The 21,888-nt window shown below is 42.3% G+C and carries 18 protein-coding genes and 1 pseudogene; 10 read left to right on the forward strand and 9 right to left on the reverse strand.

What is annotated here, in order from left to right:
- Nucleotides 1-9 precede the first annotated feature (9 nt).
- The 3 genes and pseudogenes from ACTRWF_RS07450 to ACTRWF_RS07460 form a co-directional block, all read left to right on the forward strand.
- Nucleotides 10-3,219, forward strand: coding sequence for an efflux RND transporter permease subunit (locus tag ACTRWF_RS07450; RefSeq protein WP_020744071.1), 3,210 nt, complete (start codon nucleotides 10-12; stop codon nucleotides 3,217-3,219).
- A 565-nt stretch (nucleotides 3,220-3,784) separates the two neighbouring features.
- Nucleotides 3,785-5,854 (forward strand): TonB-dependent receptor family protein, encoded by a 2,070-nt coding sequence (locus ACTRWF_RS07455; protein ID WP_012518524.1) that lies wholly within the window; start codon nucleotides 3,785-3,787, stop codon nucleotides 5,852-5,854.
- Between the two features lie 305 nt (nucleotides 5,855-6,159).
- Nucleotides 6,160-6,422, forward strand: a pseudogene (locus ACTRWF_RS07460) (efflux RND transporter permease subunit); the annotation flags it as partial.
- A 54-nt stretch (nucleotides 6,423-6,476) separates the two neighbouring features.
- Here the strand turns inward: ACTRWF_RS07460 and ACTRWF_RS07465 are convergent.
- The 3 genes from ACTRWF_RS07465 to ACTRWF_RS07475 are packed head-to-tail and all read right to left on the reverse strand — an operon-like array spanning nucleotide 6,477 to nucleotide 7,972.
- Entirely contained in the window at nucleotides 6,477-6,701 is a 225-nt protein-coding gene (locus ACTRWF_RS07465) for a hypothetical protein (protein ID WP_012518526.1), read from the reverse strand.
- Nucleotides 6,702-6,710: 9 nt separating this feature from the next.
- The gene (locus tag ACTRWF_RS07470) at nucleotides 6,711-7,424 is read right to left on the reverse strand and encodes a transglutaminase-like domain-containing protein (RefSeq protein WP_012518527.1); all 714 of its coding nucleotides are present in this window, start codon (nucleotides 7,422-7,424) and stop codon (nucleotides 6,711-6,713) included.
- Entirely contained in the window at nucleotides 7,424-7,972 is a 549-nt protein-coding gene (locus ACTRWF_RS07475; RefSeq protein ID WP_272964235.1) for an MBL fold metallo-hydrolase, read from the reverse strand. Before ACTRWF_RS07475 ends, ACTRWF_RS07470 begins: the two co-directional genes overlap by 1 nt.
- A gap of 323 nt (nucleotides 7,973-8,295) precedes the next feature.
- Between ACTRWF_RS07475 and ACTRWF_RS07480 the strand changes: the two genes are divergently transcribed.
- On the forward strand, nucleotides 8,296-9,666 hold the full coding sequence (locus ACTRWF_RS07480) for a serine hydrolase domain-containing protein (protein ID WP_020744069.1): 1,371 nt from the start codon (nucleotides 8,296-8,298) through the stop codon (nucleotides 9,664-9,666).
- 91 nt (nucleotides 9,667-9,757) lie between these two features.
- Here the strand turns inward: ACTRWF_RS07480 and ACTRWF_RS07485 are convergent, their stop codons facing one another.
- Nucleotides 9,758-10,669 (reverse strand): DUF3703 domain-containing protein, encoded by a 912-nt coding sequence (locus ACTRWF_RS07485; RefSeq protein ID WP_272965583.1) that lies wholly within the window; start codon nucleotides 10,667-10,669, stop codon nucleotides 9,758-9,760.
- Between the two features lie 93 nt (nucleotides 10,670-10,762).
- Nucleotides 10,763-11,467, reverse strand: a complete 705-nt coding sequence (locus ACTRWF_RS07490) for a helix-turn-helix domain-containing protein (protein WP_015067768.1) — start codon at nucleotides 11,465-11,467, stop codon at nucleotides 10,763-10,765.
- A gap of 157 nt (nucleotides 11,468-11,624) precedes the next feature.
- Here ACTRWF_RS07490 and ACTRWF_RS07495 point away from each other — a divergent pair, with 157 nt between their 5' ends.
- The 6 genes from ACTRWF_RS07495 to ACTRWF_RS07520 all read left to right on the forward strand — a co-directional run bounded on the left by ACTRWF_RS07495 (nucleotide 11,625) and on the right by ACTRWF_RS07520 (nucleotide 16,174).
- Nucleotides 11,625-12,863, forward strand: coding sequence for a tyrosine-type recombinase/integrase (locus ACTRWF_RS07495; RefSeq protein WP_044447510.1), 1,239 nt, complete (start codon nucleotides 11,625-11,627; stop codon nucleotides 12,861-12,863).
- Between the two features lie 92 nt (nucleotides 12,864-12,955).
- Nucleotides 12,956-13,345: an Hg(II)-responsive transcriptional regulator gene (gene merR / locus ACTRWF_RS07500; protein ID WP_218311138.1), complete on the forward strand. Its 390-nt coding sequence runs from the start codon at nucleotides 12,956-12,958 to the stop codon at nucleotides 13,343-13,345.
- Nucleotides 13,346-13,468: 123 nt separating this feature from the next.
- On the forward strand, nucleotides 13,469-13,816 hold the full coding sequence (locus tag ACTRWF_RS07505; protein WP_015067766.1) for a mercuric transporter MerT family protein: 348 nt from the start codon (nucleotides 13,469-13,471) through the stop codon (nucleotides 13,814-13,816).
- A 50-nt stretch (nucleotides 13,817-13,866) separates the two neighbouring features.
- Nucleotides 13,867-14,145, forward strand: a complete 279-nt coding sequence (merP, locus tag ACTRWF_RS07510) for a mercury resistance system periplasmic binding protein MerP (protein WP_044447517.1) — start codon at nucleotides 13,867-13,869, stop codon at nucleotides 14,143-14,145.
- A gap of 3 nt (nucleotides 14,146-14,148) precedes the next feature.
- Nucleotides 14,149-15,588, forward strand: a complete 1,440-nt coding sequence (merA, locus tag ACTRWF_RS07515; protein WP_462835311.1) for a mercury(II) reductase — start codon at nucleotides 14,149-14,151, stop codon at nucleotides 15,586-15,588.
- 163 nt (nucleotides 15,589-15,751) lie between these two features.
- Nucleotides 15,752-16,174 carry a hypothetical protein gene (locus ACTRWF_RS07520; protein ID WP_462835312.1) on the forward strand — a complete coding sequence of 141 codons (423 nt, stop codon included), beginning with the start codon at nucleotides 15,752-15,754 and terminating at the stop codon, nucleotides 16,172-16,174.
- Nucleotides 16,175-17,434: 1,260 nt separating this feature from the next.
- On the opposite strand, the gene ACTRWF_RS07525 is transcribed toward ACTRWF_RS07520, so the two are convergent.
- From ACTRWF_RS07525 to ACTRWF_RS07540, 4 genes are read right to left on the reverse strand one after another with little or no spacing between them, the layout of a single operon-like run.
- On the reverse strand, nucleotides 17,435-18,742 hold the full coding sequence (locus ACTRWF_RS07525; protein ID WP_462835313.1) for a DUF2254 family protein: 1,308 nt from the start codon (nucleotides 18,740-18,742) through the stop codon (nucleotides 17,435-17,437).
- Between the two features lie 54 nt (nucleotides 18,743-18,796).
- On the reverse strand, nucleotides 18,797-18,934 hold the full coding sequence (locus ACTRWF_RS07530) for a DUF2256 domain-containing protein (protein WP_024016339.1): 138 nt from the start codon (nucleotides 18,932-18,934) through the stop codon (nucleotides 18,797-18,799).
- Nucleotides 18,921-20,459, reverse strand: coding sequence for a cryptochrome/photolyase family protein (locus tag ACTRWF_RS07535; protein WP_462835314.1), 1,539 nt, complete (start codon nucleotides 20,457-20,459; stop codon nucleotides 18,921-18,923). Before ACTRWF_RS07535 ends, ACTRWF_RS07530 begins: the two co-directional genes overlap by 14 nt.
- A gap of 3 nt (nucleotides 20,460-20,462) precedes the next feature.
- Nucleotides 20,463-21,887 carry an FAD-binding domain-containing protein gene (locus ACTRWF_RS07540; RefSeq protein WP_462835315.1) on the reverse strand — a complete coding sequence of 475 codons (1,425 nt, stop codon included), beginning with the start codon at nucleotides 21,885-21,887 and terminating at the stop codon, nucleotides 20,463-20,465.
- Nucleotide 21,888 lies beyond the last annotated feature (1 nt).

The following is a 21,888-nucleotide window of genomic DNA, read 5'->3' on the forward strand; positions in this document are numbered from 1 at the left end:
GGAGTCTTTATGTTTAATAAATTAATTGATTGGGCTGTTACTAATCGTTTGTTAGTGGTGATTGCTCTGACAACGTTAATAGTCAGCGCGGTTTTTGTTATTCCAAAACTGAATTTGGATGCATTTCCAGATGTCACCAACGTGCAAGTATCTGTCAATACAGAAGCACCGGGGTTAGCTGCCGAAGAAGTAGAGCAGTTAATTACTTATCCAATAGAAGCGGTGATGTATGCCTTACCGGATGTGATGGAAGTGCGCTCTATTTCCAAAACAGGTCTTTCAGGTGTGACCGTTGTGTTTAGCGAGGACACAGATATCTATTTTGCACGTCAATTGGTATTCGAGCGTCTGCAAGCGGCTAAAGAGTTAATTCCCGAGGGCGTCGGTACGCCAGAAATGGGACCCAACACATCAGGATTGGGGCAAGTGTATCAGTATCTATTGTTGGCTGAGCCCGATTCAGGCCTAGACGCTATGGCGTTGCGTAGTTTAAATGATTGGGTGGTGAAATTGCTGCTGCTTCCTGCCGATGGCGTAACGGATGTGCTCTCTTTTGGTGGGGAAGTACGCCAATACCAAGTTAACCTCAATCCATCTCAATTACTTGGATATGGCTTGACTCAAGATATAGTGATGGAAGCACTTGAGCGGAATAATACCAATGTGGGGGGGTGGTATATGAACCGAGGGCAGGAGCAACTTGTGATAAGAGGCACTGGCTGGTTAGATCATGGCGAGGAAGGGTTAGAGCAATTACGTCAGGTACCTTTAAAAACCGTAGACGGAACAACGATTACTGTATCCGATGTGGCGAACGTTGAGTTAGGTAGCGAAATTCGTCAGGGTGCTGCCACCATGACCAGAAAAGACGCCGACGGTAACATTCAAAACTTAGGTGAAGTCGTCTCAGGCATTGTACTTAAGCGCATGGGAGCTAACACGAAAGCCACAATTGATGGCGTCAATGCTCGTATTCAGCGAATTAACCAAGCATTGCCTGATGGCGTGAGTTTTGAAGTATTCTACGATCAAGCTGACTTAATTACTCAAGCCGTGGATACGGTTGTAAATGCGCTAATGTTAGCGTTCGTATTTATTATTGTTATTCTAGCTTTATTTTTGATGAATCTACGAGCCACGTTTTTAGTCCTGATTTCGATCCCTATTTCTATTGGTATTGCCTTAATGGTCATGTCGTGGTTTGGACTTTCTGCCAACCTTATGTCGCTTGGGGGCATTGCAGTGGCAATCGGCATGCTAGTAGATGGCTCAGTGGTAATGGTTGAAAACATGTTTAAACACTTGACTCACACTGATGCTGAGCATGATCACAAGAGACAATTGGGTGAACATGTTGAAGATGATGATCCATTAGACTCGTCCCATGATACGCACGGTATCGCTTTGCGATTACAAGAAGCGGGCAAGGAGGTAGCCCGGCCTATCTTCTTCGCAACAGCCATAATCCTTGTGGTATTCATGCCTTTGTTTAGCTTTGAAGGCGTTGAAGCAAAATTATTTCAACCAATGGCTATTAGTATTATGTTGGCCATGCTTTCGGCGGTATTAGTTGCACTGATTATTGTACCGGCATTGGCGACGTATCTATTTAAAAAAGGCGTGAAACCACGAGAAAGCGTTGTGTTGAAACCTTTAGACGCGGGGTATCGCAAAGGGCTATCGTGGGCAATTTTGCATAAAAAAGTAGTGATTGGAATTGCTGCAATTATGGTAGTCGCTGCTGGTGTAGTGCTTCCTCGGCTTGGCACAGAGTTTGTACCAGAACTGGAAGAGGGCACCATTAACTTGCGTGTTACTTTAGCGCCTTCATCTAGTTTAGATACTGCCCTAGAGGTCTCCCCTAAGCTTGAGAATATATTAATGGGGTTTCCAGAAGTCACCTATACATTGTCGCGTATCGGTCGCGCCGAAATAGGAGGCGATCCTGAGCCTGTAAACAATATCGAAATTTATATCGGGTTAAAGCCAGTGCCTGAATGGACAAGTGCAAGTAACCGCTATGAACTGCAAGCGTTAATGGAAGAAAAAATGGAGCAACATCCGGGTTTGCTCTTCAATTTTTCTCAACCTATCGCGACAAGAGTGGACGAGTTGTTATCGGGTGTAAGAGCTCAACTTGCCATTAAATTATTTGGACCTGATCTTGACATCTTGGCTGAAAAAGGCCAAGCCATTGAAGCTTTAGTAAAAGAAGTTGAAGGTGCAAGAGATGTTGCTATGGAGCAAATTGCCGGTGAATCTCAACTGATTGTGACACCGAATCGCCGCGCTCTGTCGCGCTATGGGTTGGCCGTGGGTGATGTAATGGAGCTCGTAAGCGAAGGTTTAGGTGGAGCCAGCGCTGGCCAAATCATCAATGGTAATGAGCGCTATGATATTTATGTCAGGCTTGCTGAACAATTTCGAAATAACAGTCAAACGATAGCCGACTTGCGCTTACAAACTCCGTCAGGTGCATGGGTTCGTTTAGGAGATGTTGCAGAAGTGACGATTGCTTCTGGTCCACCGCAAGTCAGACGTGATGACGTACAGAGGCGAGTTGTTATCCAGGCAAATGTTCAAGGTCGAGACATGGGTAGCGTGGTGGCAGATATTCGTCAATCTATTGATGAGCAGCTAGCACTGCCTACTGGCTATTCAGTGGATATTGGCGGGCAATTTGAGAATCAGCAACGAGCGCAGAAGCGACTATCATTGGTTGTGCCACTTTCTTTGGGGTTAATAGCTTTATTATTGTACTTTGCTTTTGCTTCATTTGGTCAGGCAATGTTGATACTTGTAAATGTACCATTGGCTGTTATCGGGGGGGTATTTTCACTTTGGTTATCAGGTCAATATCTTTCTGTGCCGAGCTCCGTAGGTTTTATTACCCTATTCGGCGTAGCGGTGTTAAACGGAGTCGTGATGGTAGAAAGCATCAATCAGCGTGTTGCAGACGGGTTATCGGTATCTGACGCCGTATTTGATGGTGCTACATCAAGACTGCGCCCTGTATTGATGACAGCGATTACATCTGCGCTAGGCCTTATTCCAATGTTACTGTCTAATGGCGTTGGTGCTGAAATCCAAAAGCCTTTAGCGAGTGTAATCGTTGGTGGCTTGGTAACCGCTACATTTTTAACTCTATTTGTATTACCTGTGCTATTCGCCTGGTTTTCAAAAGGGAAGTTAAAAGATATGGCAAGAGCGCCTTCCTAAGCTCAGCTGGCCTGCTGTGTGCGATGAGCATCGGCAGGCTGATTATCACTTTATAAGGGGTTCACCCATTAAGCTGCCCTGTCAAGTAAACAATAATATGCGTTTCCCCTTGGTTCTGGCGGTTCAAGGGTTTTCGATGTCCAATATCCGCCTCTATTCATCTCGTTTTTTAGTCGGACAGCGTCTATTCTTGCTCGCACCAGTCTACCGCATTAATCATTGCAGAAAACGCCAATTAGATCTGTTCCAGGCTAGGGGAATTGGACACTATTCTGGCATCACTTGAACACCAGTTCAGGTGAGACTTAGCACACTTTTTCCCTGATTTCGAGAATTCAATGTTTAAGTAAATCGGAATACGACCGTCAATCTAGAACTCCCGTTTTAACGTCATACAATTCACGTGTCTAATATTACTCATTACGTGATTTACTAAAGTATAAATTATCAGTCATTGCGACATTGGTTGTGCGCCATATTGCTAATGATAGGTATTCGTATTATCATTAGCTAATTAATGCAACTTCTTTTTTACCTTATCACTACCCACCAAGGAATACTTTTTATGCAAACAAAGCTAACGCGCTTAACTTTGTCAGTTTCGACCGCACTACTATCTTTCAGTTCACTAGCTCAAGAAACACCCGATGTAGGCGAGGCGGGTGACAAAATAATGCCTGCTATAGAAGTTATTCGCGTAATAGGCGACAGCACCTCCGCTCTTTTAAAACAAACGGGTAGCGTTGTTATTATCAATCAAGATCAAATTGATAAAATTCAACCCTTGTCGACACAAGATGTTTTGCGAAGTATTCCCGGTGTGAATATTAAAAGTGAAGAAGAAACTGCCATAGTGTCTAACATTGGTATTCGGGGCCTTTCAGCAAGTGAATCTAAGTCTCTACTTTTAGAAGATGGCGTGCCCGTTGCACCGGGTCTTTTTATTGGTAACGCCCGTTATTTTAATCCCCGTATTCAGCGTGTAAGTCAAATTGAAGTACTGAAAGGCTCAGCTTCACTTCGCTATGGCCCATCCACAATAGGCGGCGTAGTGAATTATAAAACTAAAACACCCGATGATGGTGTCATCCTCACTGGCCGTGCTGGTTCCTTTAATATGCAAGAAATTACTGTAGAAGCGGGTGGCAAAAACGAAGACGAGGATGCATTTGCTGGTGTTTTAGCAACCCGCGCTAGCAGCGATGGCTTTATGGATAAAGGCTATGATATGACCGATGTAATGGCAAAAGCTGGTGTTATTTTTGACAATGGTCAAAAGTTAGGCATTAAACTATCGCGTTATGAAAATGACGCAAATATCTCTTATCGTGGATTATTACTAGCTGAGTATGAAGCGGGTGAAGACTACAACCCTGCACCAGACGATTACTACTTAACCGAGCGTACAGCGTTTGATATTAATCACGAATGGTCATTATCTAACGACGCAACCCTAAACACCCTTGTTTATTGGAGTGACGTGAGCCGCGATTATTGGCGTTATAGTGTTGATACTGAGGCCTCAAACGAGGCCAATAGTTGGGTATATACCGACAGTTTAACCGGAAATAATCGCTCGTTTGAGCGCGTTGGAATAGAAACTCGCTTGACTTTAGAACACAGCCTTATGGGTGTAGAAGCCAACAGTGAATTTGGCTTACGTTTCATGCAAGAGGAGTCAAACGACACCCGAATTCGAGCGCTGCGCAGCTCCGATCGCACAGGAGCAAACGATCGCCACCGTATTGATTCGGCGCAAAGCTATGCCGGCTATGCCCAAAGCCGTATTCAATTAAGCAATGCTTTTGCTTTTACACCCGGCCTTAGAGTAGAGTCCTATGAGCAAAAAAGAATAATACTAACCAACGATAATGCAGAAGCAACAACCAGCAACACCGAAATTCTACCCGGTGTTGGCGCAACTTACGACTTGAATGATTCGGCACAAATTTATGGTGGTGTTTACCGCGCTTTCTCGCCCGCTTCAAACGGTGTGGCACTTGACGGGCTGAGCGATCAAAACTTAGATGGAGAGCGTTCAACTAACTATGAGCTAGGCCTCAGAGGAAAGCAGGGCGACATTACTTATGAAGCAGCCGCTTTTATCATGGACTTTAGCAATCAAGTGGTAACGGGTAATAGCGACCCTAATTTGTCTCAGTCCAACGGCGGTGAAACTGAACATTTAGGTATGGAATTGCTGTTAGCCTATGATATTGGTAGTGGCTTTTATATTGATACTAACGCTACGTTTATCCCAACTTCAGAATTTAAAACAGGAGAAAATAGTGGAAACCGACTTCCGTATGCGCCAAAAGTAATTGCCAATGTTGCTTTGAGTTATGAAAGTGATAAGTTAAGCGGGGCATTAACCGTGCATCATCGAGGCGAACAATATGGTGATGCAAGCAACACAGTAGACATACCTGATGATGCCGCGGGTGGCATTTGGGGTGGCTTGTTACCTGCTTATACCTTGTTAGATGTAAACGCTAGTTATACCGTTAACAAAAATATGAAGGTATTCGGCGCTATCAAAAACCTAACTGATAAACGCTACATCACCGGCATGCGACAAGGTATTTATGTTGGCCCTGAGCGTTCGTTTGAAATTGGCGTAAATTATCGGTTCTAGTGTATACTTTTAGACAGAAATGCACTAATTCCGCATTATTGTTGCGGGATTAGTGTTATGCACCTTTGGTAACCGTTAATTTGTATGTAAAACTAAAACACGGTTAGCAGCTGGAACAAATACACGCAACATGATCAGCCGCCAATACCGAAGAGACTTTTCTTAGTAAGTTCAGCATCGCTTTATTATGGCTTATCGTTGTATCGATAAATCGCTTATTATCATTTTATGTGTCTCTCAGATTTACGCTCTAGCCAAGCTAGAGTGCTTAAACTATTGAGTCATGTCACCTATTCATTGTTCATATCAGACAAATACTGGAAGAAACAGGGGAATTGGTTCGTTCAATTATTGACAGCGCACTAACGCGGTTACGGCCGATATTGATGGCCGCATTGGCAGCAAGCCTTGTGTTCGTGCCCATGCCGATCAACGTGGATACTGGCGCAGAGGTATAACGGCCTTTGGCCACAGTGGTCATCGGCGGATAATATCGTCAACCTTGCTAACACTGGTAGTGCTGCCTGTTTTGTTTCGATTGGTTTACAAAAAGCTTGTTGTGTACTGAGCTGGGGCATTCGATATGAGTTCGAGTGCCCTCTTATTAATTGCGCTGTTTATATTACAGTTTAGAACATTCTCGAGACTGACAATATAGCGCAAAAAGGCCTAATCCGACGAGAATAATCAGAGGATGAAATAGCAAGTTGTGTACAACCGATTGTTCCCAAATAAAGCTATGTGATATAGCGCTGATAATGAATATCAGGCCAATTACCAGCAACCAAATGCGGTTAAAAATGGCATGTGAAATAAAGACTTTACTCTTACGTTGTTGGTTATTCATTGTGCTCTCCTAAAGCTTGTTTGAACGGATGTAGTCGATTCGCCGGTTCAAACTATGCCGTAAAATATTTTCATATAAAAAGGATTTGAATCCCTTTAAATTATTACCATGGGCTTGATAAAACGTATCGGGAGAATCAAAAATGCCAAAATCATCGACAATCCCTTCACTTTGAATGAAAGTGTTTTTTCCACACCAAGCAATGTTAGGTGATTGCAGGTTTTTAGTGGCGATGGCGTAACCTGAAAACGTCGTAGCTTTTGGGAATCGCTTTTGAACACTGTTTAAATAGCCGTTATCGAGAATAAAGCCTTCCAACGAGATCCACTCTTTGTCATGTTGTACTTCTACCCAGCTATGAATGATTAGCCGTGGGGCGAGTATATACAGTAAGCCCGTGATAGCACCTTTTTGCAATCGCTTATCGATGGTAAACCCATGCAAACGACATGCAATACCGGTTGCCCTTAACAGTGCCATCAGTAAGGTTGCCTTGGTATTGCATTGACCAAGACCATCTTTAAGCACCTCCGAAGCAGCTATATCATCACGTTTGTTATACCCAAATGCGACATCGTTTTGTATAAAGTGGTAAATAGCACCAATACGCTCAGAGGTAGTCAGTGACTGCCACTCCTTTTCGGCAATAAGCGTCTGAATAGCGGGCGTATCGAAATCAAGTAGGGGAGTGGCTTGTAAATAAGTGGCGTTGATAGGTGACATTAGCGTGCCTCCTCTAGTCTTGTAACAAACTCATCAAAATGTATGGGTTTACCGGCGCGAACGGGTATGAATTCGCCGGTAAAGTGTTCCTCAACCAATACCAATGCTTGGTCGCTTGTATCGTGAGCACCTAACGCAACTATGTCGAATTTTTGTGACATTAACGCAATATCATTAAGTACATCTTGTTTACTGATGGGAGAAAAAAGCCCGCTACCTGACGCCAAACGACGCTGTATATCTATACCAGCAATATGCAGCCGGCCTGTTTCAAGTGGAAAATGTACATCGCCGATTAACGCATATAGAGGAGCCTCAAAATGTGTTTCAATATGGGTTATCAGCGCAGTCAGTGTTTGATGACCACACCCGACAACTACCACGAGTCCTTTGTTTTCGAGATGGATCACCAAGGCTTGTTCGTCAACTCGGCCCAAGACTAGCTGTCGAGGAATGGGGCCGGTTGACGCCAGTGAATCCATGAGTATCGTCGGCTTGTCGATAGTCGTTACATCCTTGCCAGGATAGCTAAGTGGGTGTTGATTCACAAAAAACTATCACTCTTTGGCAATGAATTACCCTTTGCTTTCGGGCATAAGACCAATCCGCTGAAGCCTAAATCAATCATACTCTTGAATCGAATCTGATGACTAGGCTCGAATTAACGTACAAAAATGTATCATACTGAACGACTCAAAAGTACGTAAAGCGGACCTTTGCTAGGCTCAAGTTGAAAATCTTTGTCACCGAAAAAAAGCGGCTACGTAGCAGCACATCAGCTTTATGTTTTCAGGTCGCATTTTGCTAATAGGACTAGTAGTATAAAACAGGACGAACGAATTCACTCAGTTTACAAATTAAGGGAAATGAAATGGAAAGGATGACGACGATTAGGTTAATAGTATTTTGGGCAAAGTTCGCGGCTATACTATTCACTCTTCCTACTGCTGCACAAAGTTTGAGCCAACATCAAGCTGATCTAGATACCTATTTAAAGGCCCTTAGTGACAATAATAAGATTATGACTGCGGTGTATGTGACTGAGAATGGTGTTCCACGTTATGAGCACTATGCTGGTCTTGCTTCAGTCGAAGATAATAGTCCAATCTCTGCCCAAACACGTTTTCGAATTGGCTCAGTGACAAAGACATTCACAGCGGTACTCGTAATGCAGCTTATCGAAAATAGAAAGCTGAGTTTGGATACAAAGCTAAACCAATTCTACCCTGCCATTCCTAATGCAGAACACATCAACATTAAGCATTTATTGAGTCATCGTTCAGGGATATTCAACTATACCAATGACCCTGACTACACGAGTTTTATGACGACCCCGCAGACAAAAGAAAAGCTTCTTTTAAGGATTCAAGGGTATCGGCCTGAGTTTAGCCCGGGTAGTAAACACAAGTATTCTAACTCTAATTATGCGCTCTTAGGCTTCATTATTGAATCGCTATACGACAAGCCGCTTAACGAAATAATTATTGAGAAAATTACTCAACCATTAGATTTAAACAGCACTTATTACGGTAATAGCATTGAAATTGAAGAAAATGAAGCCTCGTCTTATCGACATAGCGGACACTGGATCAAGCAGCCAGAAACGCATATGAGCGTGCCTCACGGAGCAGGAGCAATTGTTTCTACTGCGAAAGATACCAATCAGTTTTTTACTGCGTTGTTTGACGGTAGACTGATATCAAGCGATTCTTTGCGTGCCATGATGAAGCTTGAAGATGGTTATGGCCTAGGTATGACAGCGGCCCCGTTTGGCGAGAAGAAGTTTTACGGGCATTTTGGTGGCATTGACGGATTTGTTTCCGCAGCGGGCTACAATACAGAAGATGGTCTAAACGTAACTGTGCTAAGTAATGCATTGAACTATAACTTCAACGATGTTTTGATTGCAGTTCTAAAAAACATGTACGGTCTTTCTATAGATATTCCTGACTTTTCTGCAAAACCTATAACGTTAAGCGAAAAGATTTTAAGCTCATTTGAAGGTAAATATGCGAGCACAAAAGTGCCTATTAAGATTCGCTTTTGGGTTGAAAATGGAAGATTAATGAGTCAAGGAGAAGGTCAAGGCGCTCTTCCGCTGACAGCGTATTCAGAAACAGAATTTCGTTTTGATCCTGCGGGTATCGTCATCAACTTTAACAAACCGAGTGCCTCATCATCTCAATCGAATGGTTTCATTCTGAGCCAAGGCGGTGGTAAATATGAATTCAAACGCCGGTAATAGCAATTTAAGCTAGTTTTCTTTGCCTAAAGTCAGAAGTTGAAAATAGCATCGTTTAACGTCTGCTATTTGTCTAATGCTTCCGCTAAAACTATGAAGATAAAAGAATGATACTTTTTTGTTTAGTATGATTGTTTTTTGTTTTGGGTGATACTTTTTTGTCAATCGACAGTGGGATGGGGGCAAAAATAGACGTATTCACCAGTGCTGGTTGGTTAAAACCAAAGCCTATACTGCTTTTTTCTTCCCATGTACGCCCACCAATATGATCACGATGGAAATGACTAATAAAAACAGTATCAAGTTCATCAGTGTTTACATCAAGGCGCTGTAAGTTTTGCTCAAGTGGAGATTCTTGTGCTTGTTGTCGGTTGTGTCCCAGATCAAATAACACGGTGTGCTTATCCGTTTGCACTAAGTATGAAACACCAGCCTCTGTGGCAAACCCCGGCTCCCCATAAAAATTAACCACGGGCGTGACACTCAGTCTGTGTGTACTTTCTCCAATCGATATGGGTGTAAAGCGCTGAGATGTCCAGTATTGCGATAATGCACTAGCGGATGACTGGTGGCGAGCGTCAAAAATAAACAATGAAGCAATCACGCACAGTGCGATCACACAAAAGATTATTGCTCGCTTCATCACATCACGCCATACATTGTAATCGGCTAAAACCGGCGCGAGATCGGGAGGGAGGGGCATAGGTTTGAGCGCCGATACGTTACTACCTCCGGTATTACCTTTTGGCACCCACCCCAAAAGATAGCCTGGGATTGTTGCAACGATCCTGAGCAGTTGTCCAAAAATTTCACGGACATCCCGTTGTTTTAGTCCGATCTTCAACATTAAAAGATGAGCGTGTATATGAGGAATAAGATAACGTTGACCCAGAATATGCGCACGCTCTAACGCGATGAAGGCAGATGATAAATCTCCTGTTGCTTCGAGTTCCCGAGCCAATTTCTTTGAGCGTTCATATTCACGTTTTAGAAGTGGTTTCATAATTTTGCTGCCTTCAAACTGTCTATGAACCGGAATTATTCAAGGTTTTAGTCGAAGGGTATTGAACAAATCGCCTGTATTAAGCAAAAGCGCCTATTGTTTATCCATATTTTGGGTTTGTCCTGGTGTTACGCCAATAGTGTCGCGCAGAATTCGTGTAAAATGAGCTTGATCGGCAAAGCCTGCATCATAAGCGGCATCCGCTAAGGAAGCGCCTTTTGCTAATGATTGAAATGCCAAGTTTACCTGTTTCCATACAATGATTTTTGAAAATGGGACGCCAAGGTAGTGTGTCGATAAGGCGCGAAGTCTAGAGACTGAAAGACCTACATGTTTCCCGATAAGCTCGACAGTCGGGCGCTTATCGATACTGTTGAGATAAGTCATCGCCGAGATTAGTCGTGCGTCAATGACACTGTTATTTTGATGATAAAGTGTTTCCAGCTTATTCATCATGTCACGCAAAGGAATATCCGCTAACAACGTGTCTAACATTTCCAGAGAGAGGCTTTGTACTATTAAACCTTTTTGCTGAGAGGGTTGCAGAGCGTCGGCAAAAAAAGAATCTGGTTCAATAAGTAGAATGACGATGGGTGATGATGTAGTAATTCTATGTTTAACACCTGAGGGAATTAACCACCCATTACCTTGTTTTTCAAATGTGTTGTCATCGGTAACAGTAATGCCTGCGCCTGCAACCAACTGCAGAGCGGCATGGGCATGCAAATTATTTTCTGCGCTCATACCTCGAAACGCAATCCAGGTTTCACCAAAACAATATTCGCCTTGCCATTTCAAATTAAATTTACCTTTGTTCGTCAGAGAGGAAAGGTTTATTATCACCGTCGAACATCCTATCTTTAAAATCCTCCTATGTCTAATACGGTTTAGTATTAGACATAGTGTATAAGGGTAAGTTATAGTGTTGCCATCTTAACCTACAATAAAAACTCACTTGGCCATCACTAAACCCACACCTTTGTTTCCCACGTATGCTGAGCTGGCAGAGCTCAGTTTGTCTGACTATCCGCAGCTAAGTTCATTCTTAGAAAAGCAACCGACATGGATGAGACAGCACTGGGACTGGGCGAAAGAATACCTTTTATATATAGGTCGCAACAAATCACAGCACACGTATGTGCGTTTTCGAAATGACATCGAAAAGTTTCTACTGTGGGTCTTTATGGTGGATAAACAGCCAGTGGACGATTTGCGCAAAGCAGATATTTTACGATACATCGATTTTTGCGTGGCGCCACCGGTTAAATGGATAAGTACGCAGCTCCATGACCGATTTAGCCTCAAAAACGGATACTTTGCTTCAAACCTTAAGTGGACGCCGTTCAGGCAAACGCCGCCCAAATACGATAAGGATAGAGTGCTCGATCCGAAAAAGTACCAACCATCATTGCAGACCCTCGAATCTACTTTTGTGGCATTAAGCTCTTTTTACCGCCATCTCATCGATGAAGAAATTTGTTTCGGCAATCCCATTCCATTGGCGAAACGTGATTGTAAATATTTGATAAAAGACAGTCAGGTGAAGACGATCAGTCGATTAACGGAGCAGCAATGGCAATATCTCTTAGATACCGCAGTTGAGATGGCTGATAACGATCCACTTGTGGAACGCAATTTATTCGTTATTGCTACCATGAAAACCCTATTCCTAAGGCTTTCAGAGCTCTCGGAGCGCCAAGACTGGACACCATTGATGAGTCATTTTTGGACAGATGAGGACAACAACTGGTGGTTTAAGGCCTATGGAAAAGGCAAAAAGATTAGAGATATCACGGTACCACCGGGTTATCTTACGTTTTTAAAACGCTATAGAGAATGGCGTGGATTGTCATCGTTACCATCAAAAGGCGAGCAAACCGTGTTGGTTGAAAAAATACGAGGTCGTGGAGGTTTAACAAGCCGTCAAATATCCAGGCTCGTGCAGCAAGTATTTGATGCAGCTTTCGATAAAATGAAGTCTGAACATGGAGTAGAAGCCGCACAGAAATTAAATGAAGCAACGACACATTACTTGCGTCACACCGGTGCCAGCATGGAGATTGAACGTGACAGGCCTTTGAAAGATTTATCTGAGGATCTAGGTCATTCAAGTAGTGCGACCACTGACACGGTTTATGTGCAAGTGGAGCGAAAACGCCGAGCGGCATCAGGTAAAGACAGAAAAGTTCAATAGCTACATTTGACATTTAGATAGACAATATCTCGGTTTAAGCCCTTGATATAACAACTTGTGTCTTATAATTATATTGTAGAGGTGATTCGCTTATGTCAGGGACAATCGGAAAGATTGCAAAACTAATCGGTGTGAATAAAGAAACCATTCGCTTTTATGAGCGCAATGGCTTAATCAGTCAGCCACAAAAGCCCTCTGAGGGTTATCGAGTATATCCTAAGGAAACGGTTGATAGGATCCGATTCATAAAACGCGCTCAAGAATTAGGATTTACGCTTAAAGAAATAGATTCTCTGCTGTCCTTAAATAGCGAGTGCTGTAGCAAGGTAGAAGCGCTAGCAAAACAGAGACTTGCATCTGTGCAATCTAAGCTGGAAGACCTAAAACGATTAGAGCATGCGCTATTGGAGAGCATCACTAAGTGTCAGACGAATGATGATGATAGCCATTGCCCCATTATTAATGCCCTGTCACCAAAGTAAATGTATTTAACTATCTAGAGCATCCCGCTAAAAAATCACAATGAAATAACTAATCAAGCTTGACTCTGTACGAAGGTACATACTTTATACTCGGTGCTATCTTATCCAATATCGAGATTAAATATGATCAACGACGACTCTAAAATGCCGATGGTGGGAGGTATTATCGCGGCGATCGGGGCAGGCATTTGTTGTGTAGGTCCGTTAGTCCTATTGTTGCTTGGAATAAGTGGCTCATGGATTAGTAGCCTAACCGCTTTTGAACCGTACCGTCCAGTTTTTGTAGTGACCGTCATGCTCTTCCTTGGCTATGCAGGTTATAAAATCCATCGGCCGATTGAAAAATGCCAACCAGGAAGTGTCTGCGCAATTCCGCAAACAAGGCGTCGTCGTCAAATTGCCTTTTGGATAACGTCATTAATAGCACTTGTTTTGATCACAAGTAACTATTGGCTAGTTTGGTTAATCTGATTTCAAGAACCTTACACAATCCCTAAAACATTTTAAAACAGGAAAATATTATGAAAAAACTATTACTTACGATGGCTTTACTTTCAAGCACCACGGCGTGGGCAGAGTTAAAAACAGTCACGCTAGAAGTACCTAGCATGAATTGTGTTACTTGTCCCGTTACGGTCAAATTAGCACTGAAAAAAGTGAAAGGCGTAAAAACAGTCGAGGCTACATATGAACCAAATGAAGCCATTGTTACCTTCGACGATACGAAAACCAATACAAAAGAGTTAATGGTAGCCACCGAGAATGCAGGCTATCCGTCTAACGTAAAAAGTAGCGATTAATCTATGAACGCACAAAGCAGCTCTAATTGTTGTGCAAGCAAGGCGAAGCAACTTCATGTTGCTATTATTGGCAGTGGGTCTGCGGCATTCTCATGCGCCATTAAGGCGGCAGAAAATGGTGCAAGGGTCACCATAATAGAAGGAGCCGACGTAATAGGCGGGTGTTGTGTTAATGTCGGCTGCGTTCCATCAAAAATTCTCATCCGCGCCGCTCAATTAGCGCATCAACAACGAAGCAACCCTTTTGAAGGCATTGAAGACCACGAACCTAAAATAGACCGCACGCTTTTATCGCATCAGCAAATCAGTCGCGTAGAAGAATTGAGAACTACAAAATACCAAAATATACTGAAAAACAATCCGGCATTAACCTTGATTAAGGGGTATGCGCGGTTTAGTAGCAAAAATGCGCTGAACATTACCCATGCTGACGGTACAGAAGTAACACTACTTGCAGACAAATTTCTTATTGCAACAGGCTCAACACCCACTTTCCCTAAAATAGAAGGACTACAAAACACCCCATATTGGACTTCAACAGAAGCGTTGTTCGAAAAAGAGCTACCTAAGAGCCTTGCAGTAATTGGCTCATCGGTTGTCGCTGTAGAAATTGCTCAGGCATATGCTCGATTAGGTTGCCAAGTTACTATTTTAGCGCGCAGTACCTTGTTGAAAAGTGAGGATCCACTGTTGGGTGATAGATTAAGTCAGTGTTTTGAGAAAGAGGGCATTGAAATAATAAATAATACCCAAGTCACTCGAATCACTCATGATGACAATGGTTTTTTCATACAGACCGAAGATGAGCAAGTGCTCTGTGAGAAGTTATTGATATCTACAGGTCGTCACGCAAACACTGTAGGACTTGATTTAGATGTAGTAGGTGTCAGGACCGATGGATCTGGCGCTGTCCTTGTTAATGAAAAGCTTGAGACAAATGTTTCTCATATCTACGCTGCAGGTGATTGCTCAACCATACCTCAATATGTGTATGTTGCGGCGGCTGCAGGCAGCCGTGCCGGTTCAAATATGACTGGTGATAACTTGAAGCTAGACTTATCAATCATGCCTGCCGTTATTTTTACCGATCCGCAAGTTGCTACCGTTGGGTTATCAGAAGGTGAAGCTGAAAATCAGGGAATAAGCGTTATTAGCCGCGTATTAGAAATGGAAAATGTGCCAAGAGCCTTAGCCAACTTTGAGACAGACGGTTTTATAAAGTTAGTGGCAGATAAACAGTCCAATAAGCTTATCGGTGCGCAAATCTTAGCACACGAAGGTGGTGAGCTAATACAAAGTGCAGCCCTTGCTATACACAATCAAATGACAATTGAAGATTTAGCAAACCAGCTTTTTCCTTATCTAACCATGGTTGAAGGTCTGAAACTGTGTGCGCAGACTTTTAATAAAGATGTGAGTGAGTTGTCTTGTTGCGCTGGATAATAAATATAATTCTATTCACGAATTAACGCTACTCGACGGAGTATTTTTATAAAGTCAGTAAGAATCCAACAATAAAATCAGTTGCTTACAAATATTCATCAAAATTTAGGGACCTAAACGGTAGTTCAGCCAGCGCTATGTCTTCAGAACATTCGATGTTGCGATGTCTACTCCAGACTTTATCAAAAAAATTAAACTATTAATTAAATGCTATGACAAATCTTCACGTTTAATTAAACTTGTTACTGGACCAAAGTGGCATGATTTTAAAGATCTAAACGTCAATATAGTAGATACAGTTTGGATTGACGCTAAAAGTGCCGGTGAGTTTGGAGTTGGTGTCAGAGCGGTGATAAATGCAATCTTTGCAGGCGATAAGAGAACGGTAAACTTTAACAGGATATTAGAAGCATCAAATCGCCTGTTATTGAATAAGTCCGATGATGTCGAACTACTAAAAGAACTACACGACTGCCTTTTATGGTCACCGAAGCTCCTTAGAGAGGAAACTGGACAAAGAGATTCTCTTTTATCGGAACTAGAAGCAGCGCAGAGCGAAATTCAATCCTTAATGTCTTCAAACTGAAGGAAAATGCATCCAAATCGCTATAGCGAAGTCTTCTAGTTTGGGTTGTAAAGCTAATACATTACTGAAATATTCTGAATATTAATGTACCAAATGTAGAATATTGCGTTAAAAAATATCACGCATGATAAGTGTAATTATCATGCGTGAAACCCTGTATAATCAACATGTTATAATGCTTTTTTTAAATAGTTCGAACGCGATAATTATAGTCGTAAACGGGTAGGGACAATAACATTTTAGATGTGGAATGGGACTACTAGCCACTAGTAAAATGACACTTGATCTAAAATCCTTTGAAGCTATTTCGATGTCTTTACTTCTTTTACCAACCTTCTAGTTGCTTGGTAAAAGAAAATTATAATAAGAAAAGCTTTCTAACAATAAATAATCGTTAGATTAATCCTTTTATTAGTGTCCAATGAACTATGAAAGGCAAAGGCTGATTAATTTAGATTCGACTCCTTTATTCAAAGGTAGTCCTATAAAATCAAGATATATATCTCATAAAATGTGTGTTTTCAGATAACTACTAAGTTTATAAATAATCATGAAGATTCGAAATGTAAATCTGATTCCGCTCTTTAAGATAACTAATTTAAAGTTATGTTAGTTATATCGAATTCCAGTCTGGCTAGAATGGCATTCCAAAGCTGGAATAGAAACGACACTTTAATTTTCTTTTTATTAGAGTATTTATATATCTCATTTAACATAATATACATTATGCGTAATTGGCTGTATGGATGATTAGGGCGATGATGTCGCTCTAATCGGATGTTTTGTTGGCTGTGATTACTTACAGACTTTTATGCGTGGCTGTTGTGTTTGCCCTATGTTGAGTTTTGGGCTTGCGCGTGAAAATCTCACTTGCGTTAGTGCTTTTAATTTAAAACCGCTCAGATGATTTGATTTAGGAATGATAAATTGGGTCGTGAAATTGAATCGTACGCTACGTAAAATGTGCGGCATGATTACCCTGATTATTTAATTTCATTCACGTAGCGTCACGGTATGAAATTCTACTCATGGCGGCGACTGATTAGAAATTCAGATAGAGATTGAGTGAGAATGTGACAGGCGCGCTTTATACTGTGCTTTAAATGAAGAGTTTTTGAGATTGGCTTAAGGAACGTTCACGCTTAAAAAGAAAAAGCCAGGCGTCATACTAAACACAATTATGGCCTGGCTTTGTTTATATAAAAAGCTGGTAAACTTACAATTAAATTAAATAAGCCAGTTATTTATTGCGCGTTACTGCTAATTTTTAAAAACCTTGTCTAATCGCTTAACATCTTCCTCGTAGCTTAGCGCCATTTTACTGCGTTCGTAGCTTTGTATTGCTAATTTATTGGCGGCCTTAACAAACGTGTTATCTACGCGATCGAAACAGGCTTTTATCGTATTAAGTGACTTTTGAATACGTATCGCTACTTCAATGTTAGCCGCGCCATCGCGCGCTATACTGGTGTAAGCATCATCAAACAAGTCATCTACATTTAATGCCGGGACAGATACGGCATCATACTTATAATGTGGTTTGCCGTTATCTTGAGTTTTAGGCTTAATGTTTTTACGCTCGTTTTGACGACTATCTTGTTCGGCATTTTTATACCAGATAAGTAAAAGCCGCGTAATACTGCTAATGGCGTTAATAGCCGTACCGTGATCGTTTACCGATGGCGATAAAGCACGAGATGCAATTTCTGCCAAAACAATAAAGCCGAAGCGCGGGTCAGCTTCGAAAGAGCGAGCTTCGCCTATTTTAAAAGCGCTGATAATGTCTTCGAAATCTGCATTATACTTTACGAACGCGATGGGCTTATCGGGTGTAACAAATTCCCCCGGAAGCATGGCCACATTTACAAAGTTACCATTGGTTTTGGCCCACTTGTGCAGTTTTGCGATATCAATTAATTGAATATAGCCAATCTCATTCGTGTAAATAGCATGACTCCCCTGCTCTTTTATCTCATCTTGCGGCACTGCACCTAAACATGGCGCTCCAATTCTATTGCTTATGGCGCGCCCAGTGGCGTGTTCAACTTTTATTAACGTGGAGCCGACACGGCCCAATCGAGCCACACTGTCTACCCAACGTATAAAGGTTAAAATAACAACAGCGAAGACCAAGCACGTTAAACAAAATAAGATAAAGACCCCAGCTTTTTCGAAAAAAGCGTGGTTTATAGCAGTAATGCCAACAGCACTATAAATGAATGCACCAATGAAAACAGACAGTGCATTTTGTGAAACGTCATCGGAAATAATTAGGCTTAACGAGCGCGGCGTTGAAGATTGGCTGGCTGAAGCATAAGCGTTAACCATAGTTCCTGCAGAGAATGTGGCAATTACCATCATGCTAGACGCCATGATTGACAGTAATGTCTCTACAGTTTCAGACTTTATTTCAGGAATATGTTCAGCAACTGACGTGCCATCGGCAACCTTTGCGATAAATACAGCGATAAGTGATAGCACACAAAATACAAGCGGCTTCAACCACAACTTCTCTTTAAAGCTGTAAATGAGAAATCTTAATTTGTCTACGGTAATTGGGGCTTCCATTCTTTTACTCTTATTGTTCGATTCTCTTGATACGTGCGTTACTCTATTTTTGATTCACCTTGGCTTTTTCGCAGAAGCACAACGTTTGGAGCAGTACTTCACATTCTCCCAATCTCTTTCCCACTTCTTGCGCCATGTGAATGGCCTATCACAGACCGGGCAGATTTTGGTAGGTAAGTCAGACTTCTTCATTTTTAGTTAGCTTTGATAGAAATATCGTGGCGTCCTGTTTCATGGTTTCTATATTTTCTTCTTTCATCCGCCCATAGGTCTTATAAATCATTGCCATACGGTGATTGTTACTAAGCTTTTCTTTGTGTTTATCAATGAAATGCCAGTATAGGTAGTTGAAGGGACAAGCTTTTGGTCCCGTTTTCTTCGAAACCTGATAGCCACAGTTTTTGCAGTAGTTACTCATTTTATTGATATAGCTACCGCTAGCGACATAGGGTTTACTTGCTAAGTTTCCACCGTCGCTGTACAAGATCATTCCCGCCACATTAGGCAGTTCAACCCATTCATAAGCATCGGCGTACACAAGCAAATACCAAGCTTGTACCTCTTCAGGACTCAGTTCGGTTAACAAGCTGAAATTGCCTATTACCATTAGCCGTTGAATATGATGAGCATAGGCATTTTGCTGAGTCTCTTTAATGCACTGACGCATACAGTTCATGTTGGTCTGCGCATCCCAGAAAAAAGAAGGTAGCGCTCTACTATTATCGAAGTAATTATCGGTCTTCAAGTTAGGCATGAAGTGCCAATAGAAACCGCGAACATACTCGCGCCATCCCAGAATTTGTCGGATAAACCCTTCCGCAGAATTTAGCGGCACTTGCCCTGCGTGGTAGGCTTGTTCGGCGGCTTGAATGGCTTCTTTCGGTGTAAGAAGGCCACAGTTTAAGTAGAACGCGATATGTGAATGATAAAGCCAAGGCTTTCCCTCGACCATAGCGTCTTGATACTGACCGAAATTTGCTAGCCTCTCTTCGATGAAGGTGTTCAAAACGCTGAGTGCATCTTTTCGCGTGACCGCAAAGTGAAAATTATCAATATCGCCAAAATGTTCGCTGAATTCACTTTTTACTAATTCGATAACATCTGAAGTAATATCGTCAATAGCGAATGTGGTGTGTTTTGGCACCTTTTGGGTTTCAGGCATAGACTCGCGATTTTGCGCGTCATAGTTCCATTTCCCCCCAATAGGGTTTTTACCATCCATCAACACATTGTGCTTGCGCCTCATTTCCCGATAAAAGAACTCCATGCGAAGCTGCTTTTTTCCATCGGCCCATTCACTAAATTCATTGGGGGTAGAGAAAAAGCGATTATCTTCGCAAATAGTAACGGGTATACCTAGTTGATTTTGCCACTGCTGCATGCTTTTAAGCAGCCGATATTCCCCAGGCACAGTTACCTTAACTTCATCAAAGTGCTGCCGACTTAACGTATGCCTTACTTGTGCGAGTAAATCACCCTGGTTGCCTTCATTGGTATAGTGGACGTAGTTAACCTGATAGTTATTGTCGCGCAAATGTTCAGCAAAATGACGCATGGCACTAAACAGGAAAGCGATCTTCTTTTTATGATGCTTTACATAGGTAGCTTCTTCCCGCACTTCTGCCATAAGAATGGTGTCTTTGCTTTTTACGGCGCCCGCTATTACTGGTAATGAGTCGGTGAGCTGGTCACCTAGGACTAAAATAAGTTCTGCCATACCCTACTCTTTTAATGTTTGAAACGCGTCTAGTGCTCGCTGGCGTGATGCCTTTAAATCAACAATAGGCTTAGGGTAATCCTTACCAAGCTCAACACCCGCATCTTTCAATATAGCAGATGGTGCTTCCCAGGGTTTGTGGATATATTTATCAGACAGTCCATTTAGTTCGGGGCAATATTGACGAACATAGCCGCCTTTCTTATCAAACTTTTCACCTTGGAGGATGGGATTAAAAATTCTGAAGTACGGTGCGGCATCTGCCCCTGAGCCTGCTACCCATTGCCAACAAGCGCTATTACTGGCTAAGTCGGCATCAAGTAAGGTATCCCAAAACCAGCGTTCACCTTCATGCCAGCTCAATAACAAATTTTTGACTAAAAGTGATCCCACAATCATGCGAACGCGGTTGTGCATGTAGCCTGTTTGCCACAGTTCACGCATACCCGCATCAACAATAGGAATTCCTGTATTACCGGTTTGCCACGCTTTTAGCGCTTTTGCGTCAGTACGCCATGGAAATTTGTCAAACTTATCGTTGAAGTTTTTATTCGGTAGCGTAGGAAAGTGAAACAGAAGGTAATAGCTGAATTCTCGCCAACCAAGTTCACTGAGATAAGTCTCGATGCTTTTGTCTTCGCTAGTCCCGAACCTATCTTTTATGGCGTACCAAACTTGGTTTGGTGACACTTCGCCAAAATGTAAATGCGGTGACAGTCGTGAAGTTCCTTTCGCCGAAGGAATGTCTCTGCCGTCTTTATACCTTCGTGCTGAGTTTTCAATAAAGTCAGACAGATTATCTGCCGCGCCATCTTCGCCAGGCGTCCACTCCTTGGCAATGGTGTCATCCCATTTTATGGTCGGAAGCAACGCTAACGCGGCTAAGCCATCGCTGTTATCGTCAACATCTGCATAGGTAATACGTGCTGGAGGTGCCTTCGGGTAGCGTGGCTCTTCAATCTGTAGACAGCCATTTTTGTAGTAAGGGGTAAAAACTCGATAAGGCGTACCATCTTTTTTGAGTACCTTCATTGGCTCCCACAATAAACTACCGTTAAAGCTATGCGCCTCGTAGTCACTATCTAGAAGTGACTTTTTAATGGCTTTGTCACGGTTAATTTGCCATGGCTCGTAACACCGGTTCCAAAAGATAGACGATGCATTAAAGGACTCCATGAGCTTTGGAATGAGAGTTTGTGGATCGCCTTTAAAAATTTGTAGATGACCGTTCAGCCGTTTGTTTAAAGATTTTAACGAATGGTGAAGCCACCACTTGCTTGCACCGCCAGGCATTCTGCCATCTGGCGCACTTTCATCAAATATGTAGATGGGAACGATTTTTCCCATGTCACACGCTGCATTCAATGCAGGGTTGTCTTTTACGCGAAGGTCTTGTCTAAACCACATAATGCTTACAGGAACGGTCACT

It is taken from the genome of Alteromonas sp. G5_S2_22_S1 (genome assembly GCF_054968525.1).

What these genes read in the sequence shown, in the direction of transcription:
- merA (WP_462835311.1), top strand. Translation starts at nt 14,149, where the DNA reads ATGAACGCACAAAGCAGCTCTAATTGTTGTGCAAGCAAGGCGAAGCAA.
- ACTRWF_RS07465 (WP_012518526.1), bottom strand. Translation starts at nt 6,701, where the DNA reads ATGAATAACCAACAACGTAAGAGTAAAGTCTTTATTTCACATGCCATT.
- ACTRWF_RS07450 (WP_020744071.1), top strand. Translation starts at nt 10, where the DNA reads ATGTTTAATAAATTAATTGATTGGGCTGTTACTAATCGTTTGTTAGTG.
- ACTRWF_RS07505 (WP_015067766.1), top strand. Translation starts at nt 13,469, where the DNA reads ATGATCAACGACGACTCTAAAATGCCGATGGTGGGAGGTATTATCGCG.
- ACTRWF_RS07480 (WP_020744069.1), top strand. Translation starts at nt 8,296, where the DNA reads ATGGAAAGGATGACGACGATTAGGTTAATAGTATTTTGGGCAAAGTTC.
- ACTRWF_RS07455 (WP_012518524.1), top strand. Translation starts at nt 3,785, where the DNA reads ATGCAAACAAAGCTAACGCGCTTAACTTTGTCAGTTTCGACCGCACTA.
- ACTRWF_RS07470 (WP_012518527.1), bottom strand. Translation starts at nt 7,424, where the DNA reads ATGTCACCTATCAACGCCACTTATTTACAAGCCACTCCCCTACTTGAT.
- ACTRWF_RS07525 (WP_462835313.1), bottom strand. Translation starts at nt 18,742, where the DNA reads ATGGAAGCCCCAATTACCGTAGACAAATTAAGATTTCTCATTTACAGC.
- merP (WP_044447517.1), top strand. Translation starts at nt 13,867, where the DNA reads ATGAAAAAACTATTACTTACGATGGCTTTACTTTCAAGCACCACGGCG.
- ACTRWF_RS07530 (WP_024016339.1), bottom strand. Translation starts at nt 18,934, where the DNA reads ATGAAGAAGTCTGACTTACCTACCAAAATCTGCCCGGTCTGTGATAGG.
- ACTRWF_RS07485 (WP_272965583.1), bottom strand. Translation starts at nt 10,669, where the DNA reads ATGAAACCACTTCTAAAACGTGAATATGAACGCTCAAAGAAATTGGCT.
- ACTRWF_RS07535 (WP_462835314.1), bottom strand. Translation starts at nt 20,459, where the DNA reads ATGGCAGAACTTATTTTAGTCCTAGGTGACCAGCTCACCGACTCATTA.
- merR (WP_218311138.1), top strand. Translation starts at nt 12,956, where the DNA reads ATGTCAGGGACAATCGGAAAGATTGCAAAACTAATCGGTGTGAATAAA.
- ACTRWF_RS07520 (WP_462835312.1), top strand. Translation starts at nt 15,752, where the DNA reads ATGTCTACTCCAGACTTTATCAAAAAAATTAAACTATTAATTAAATGC.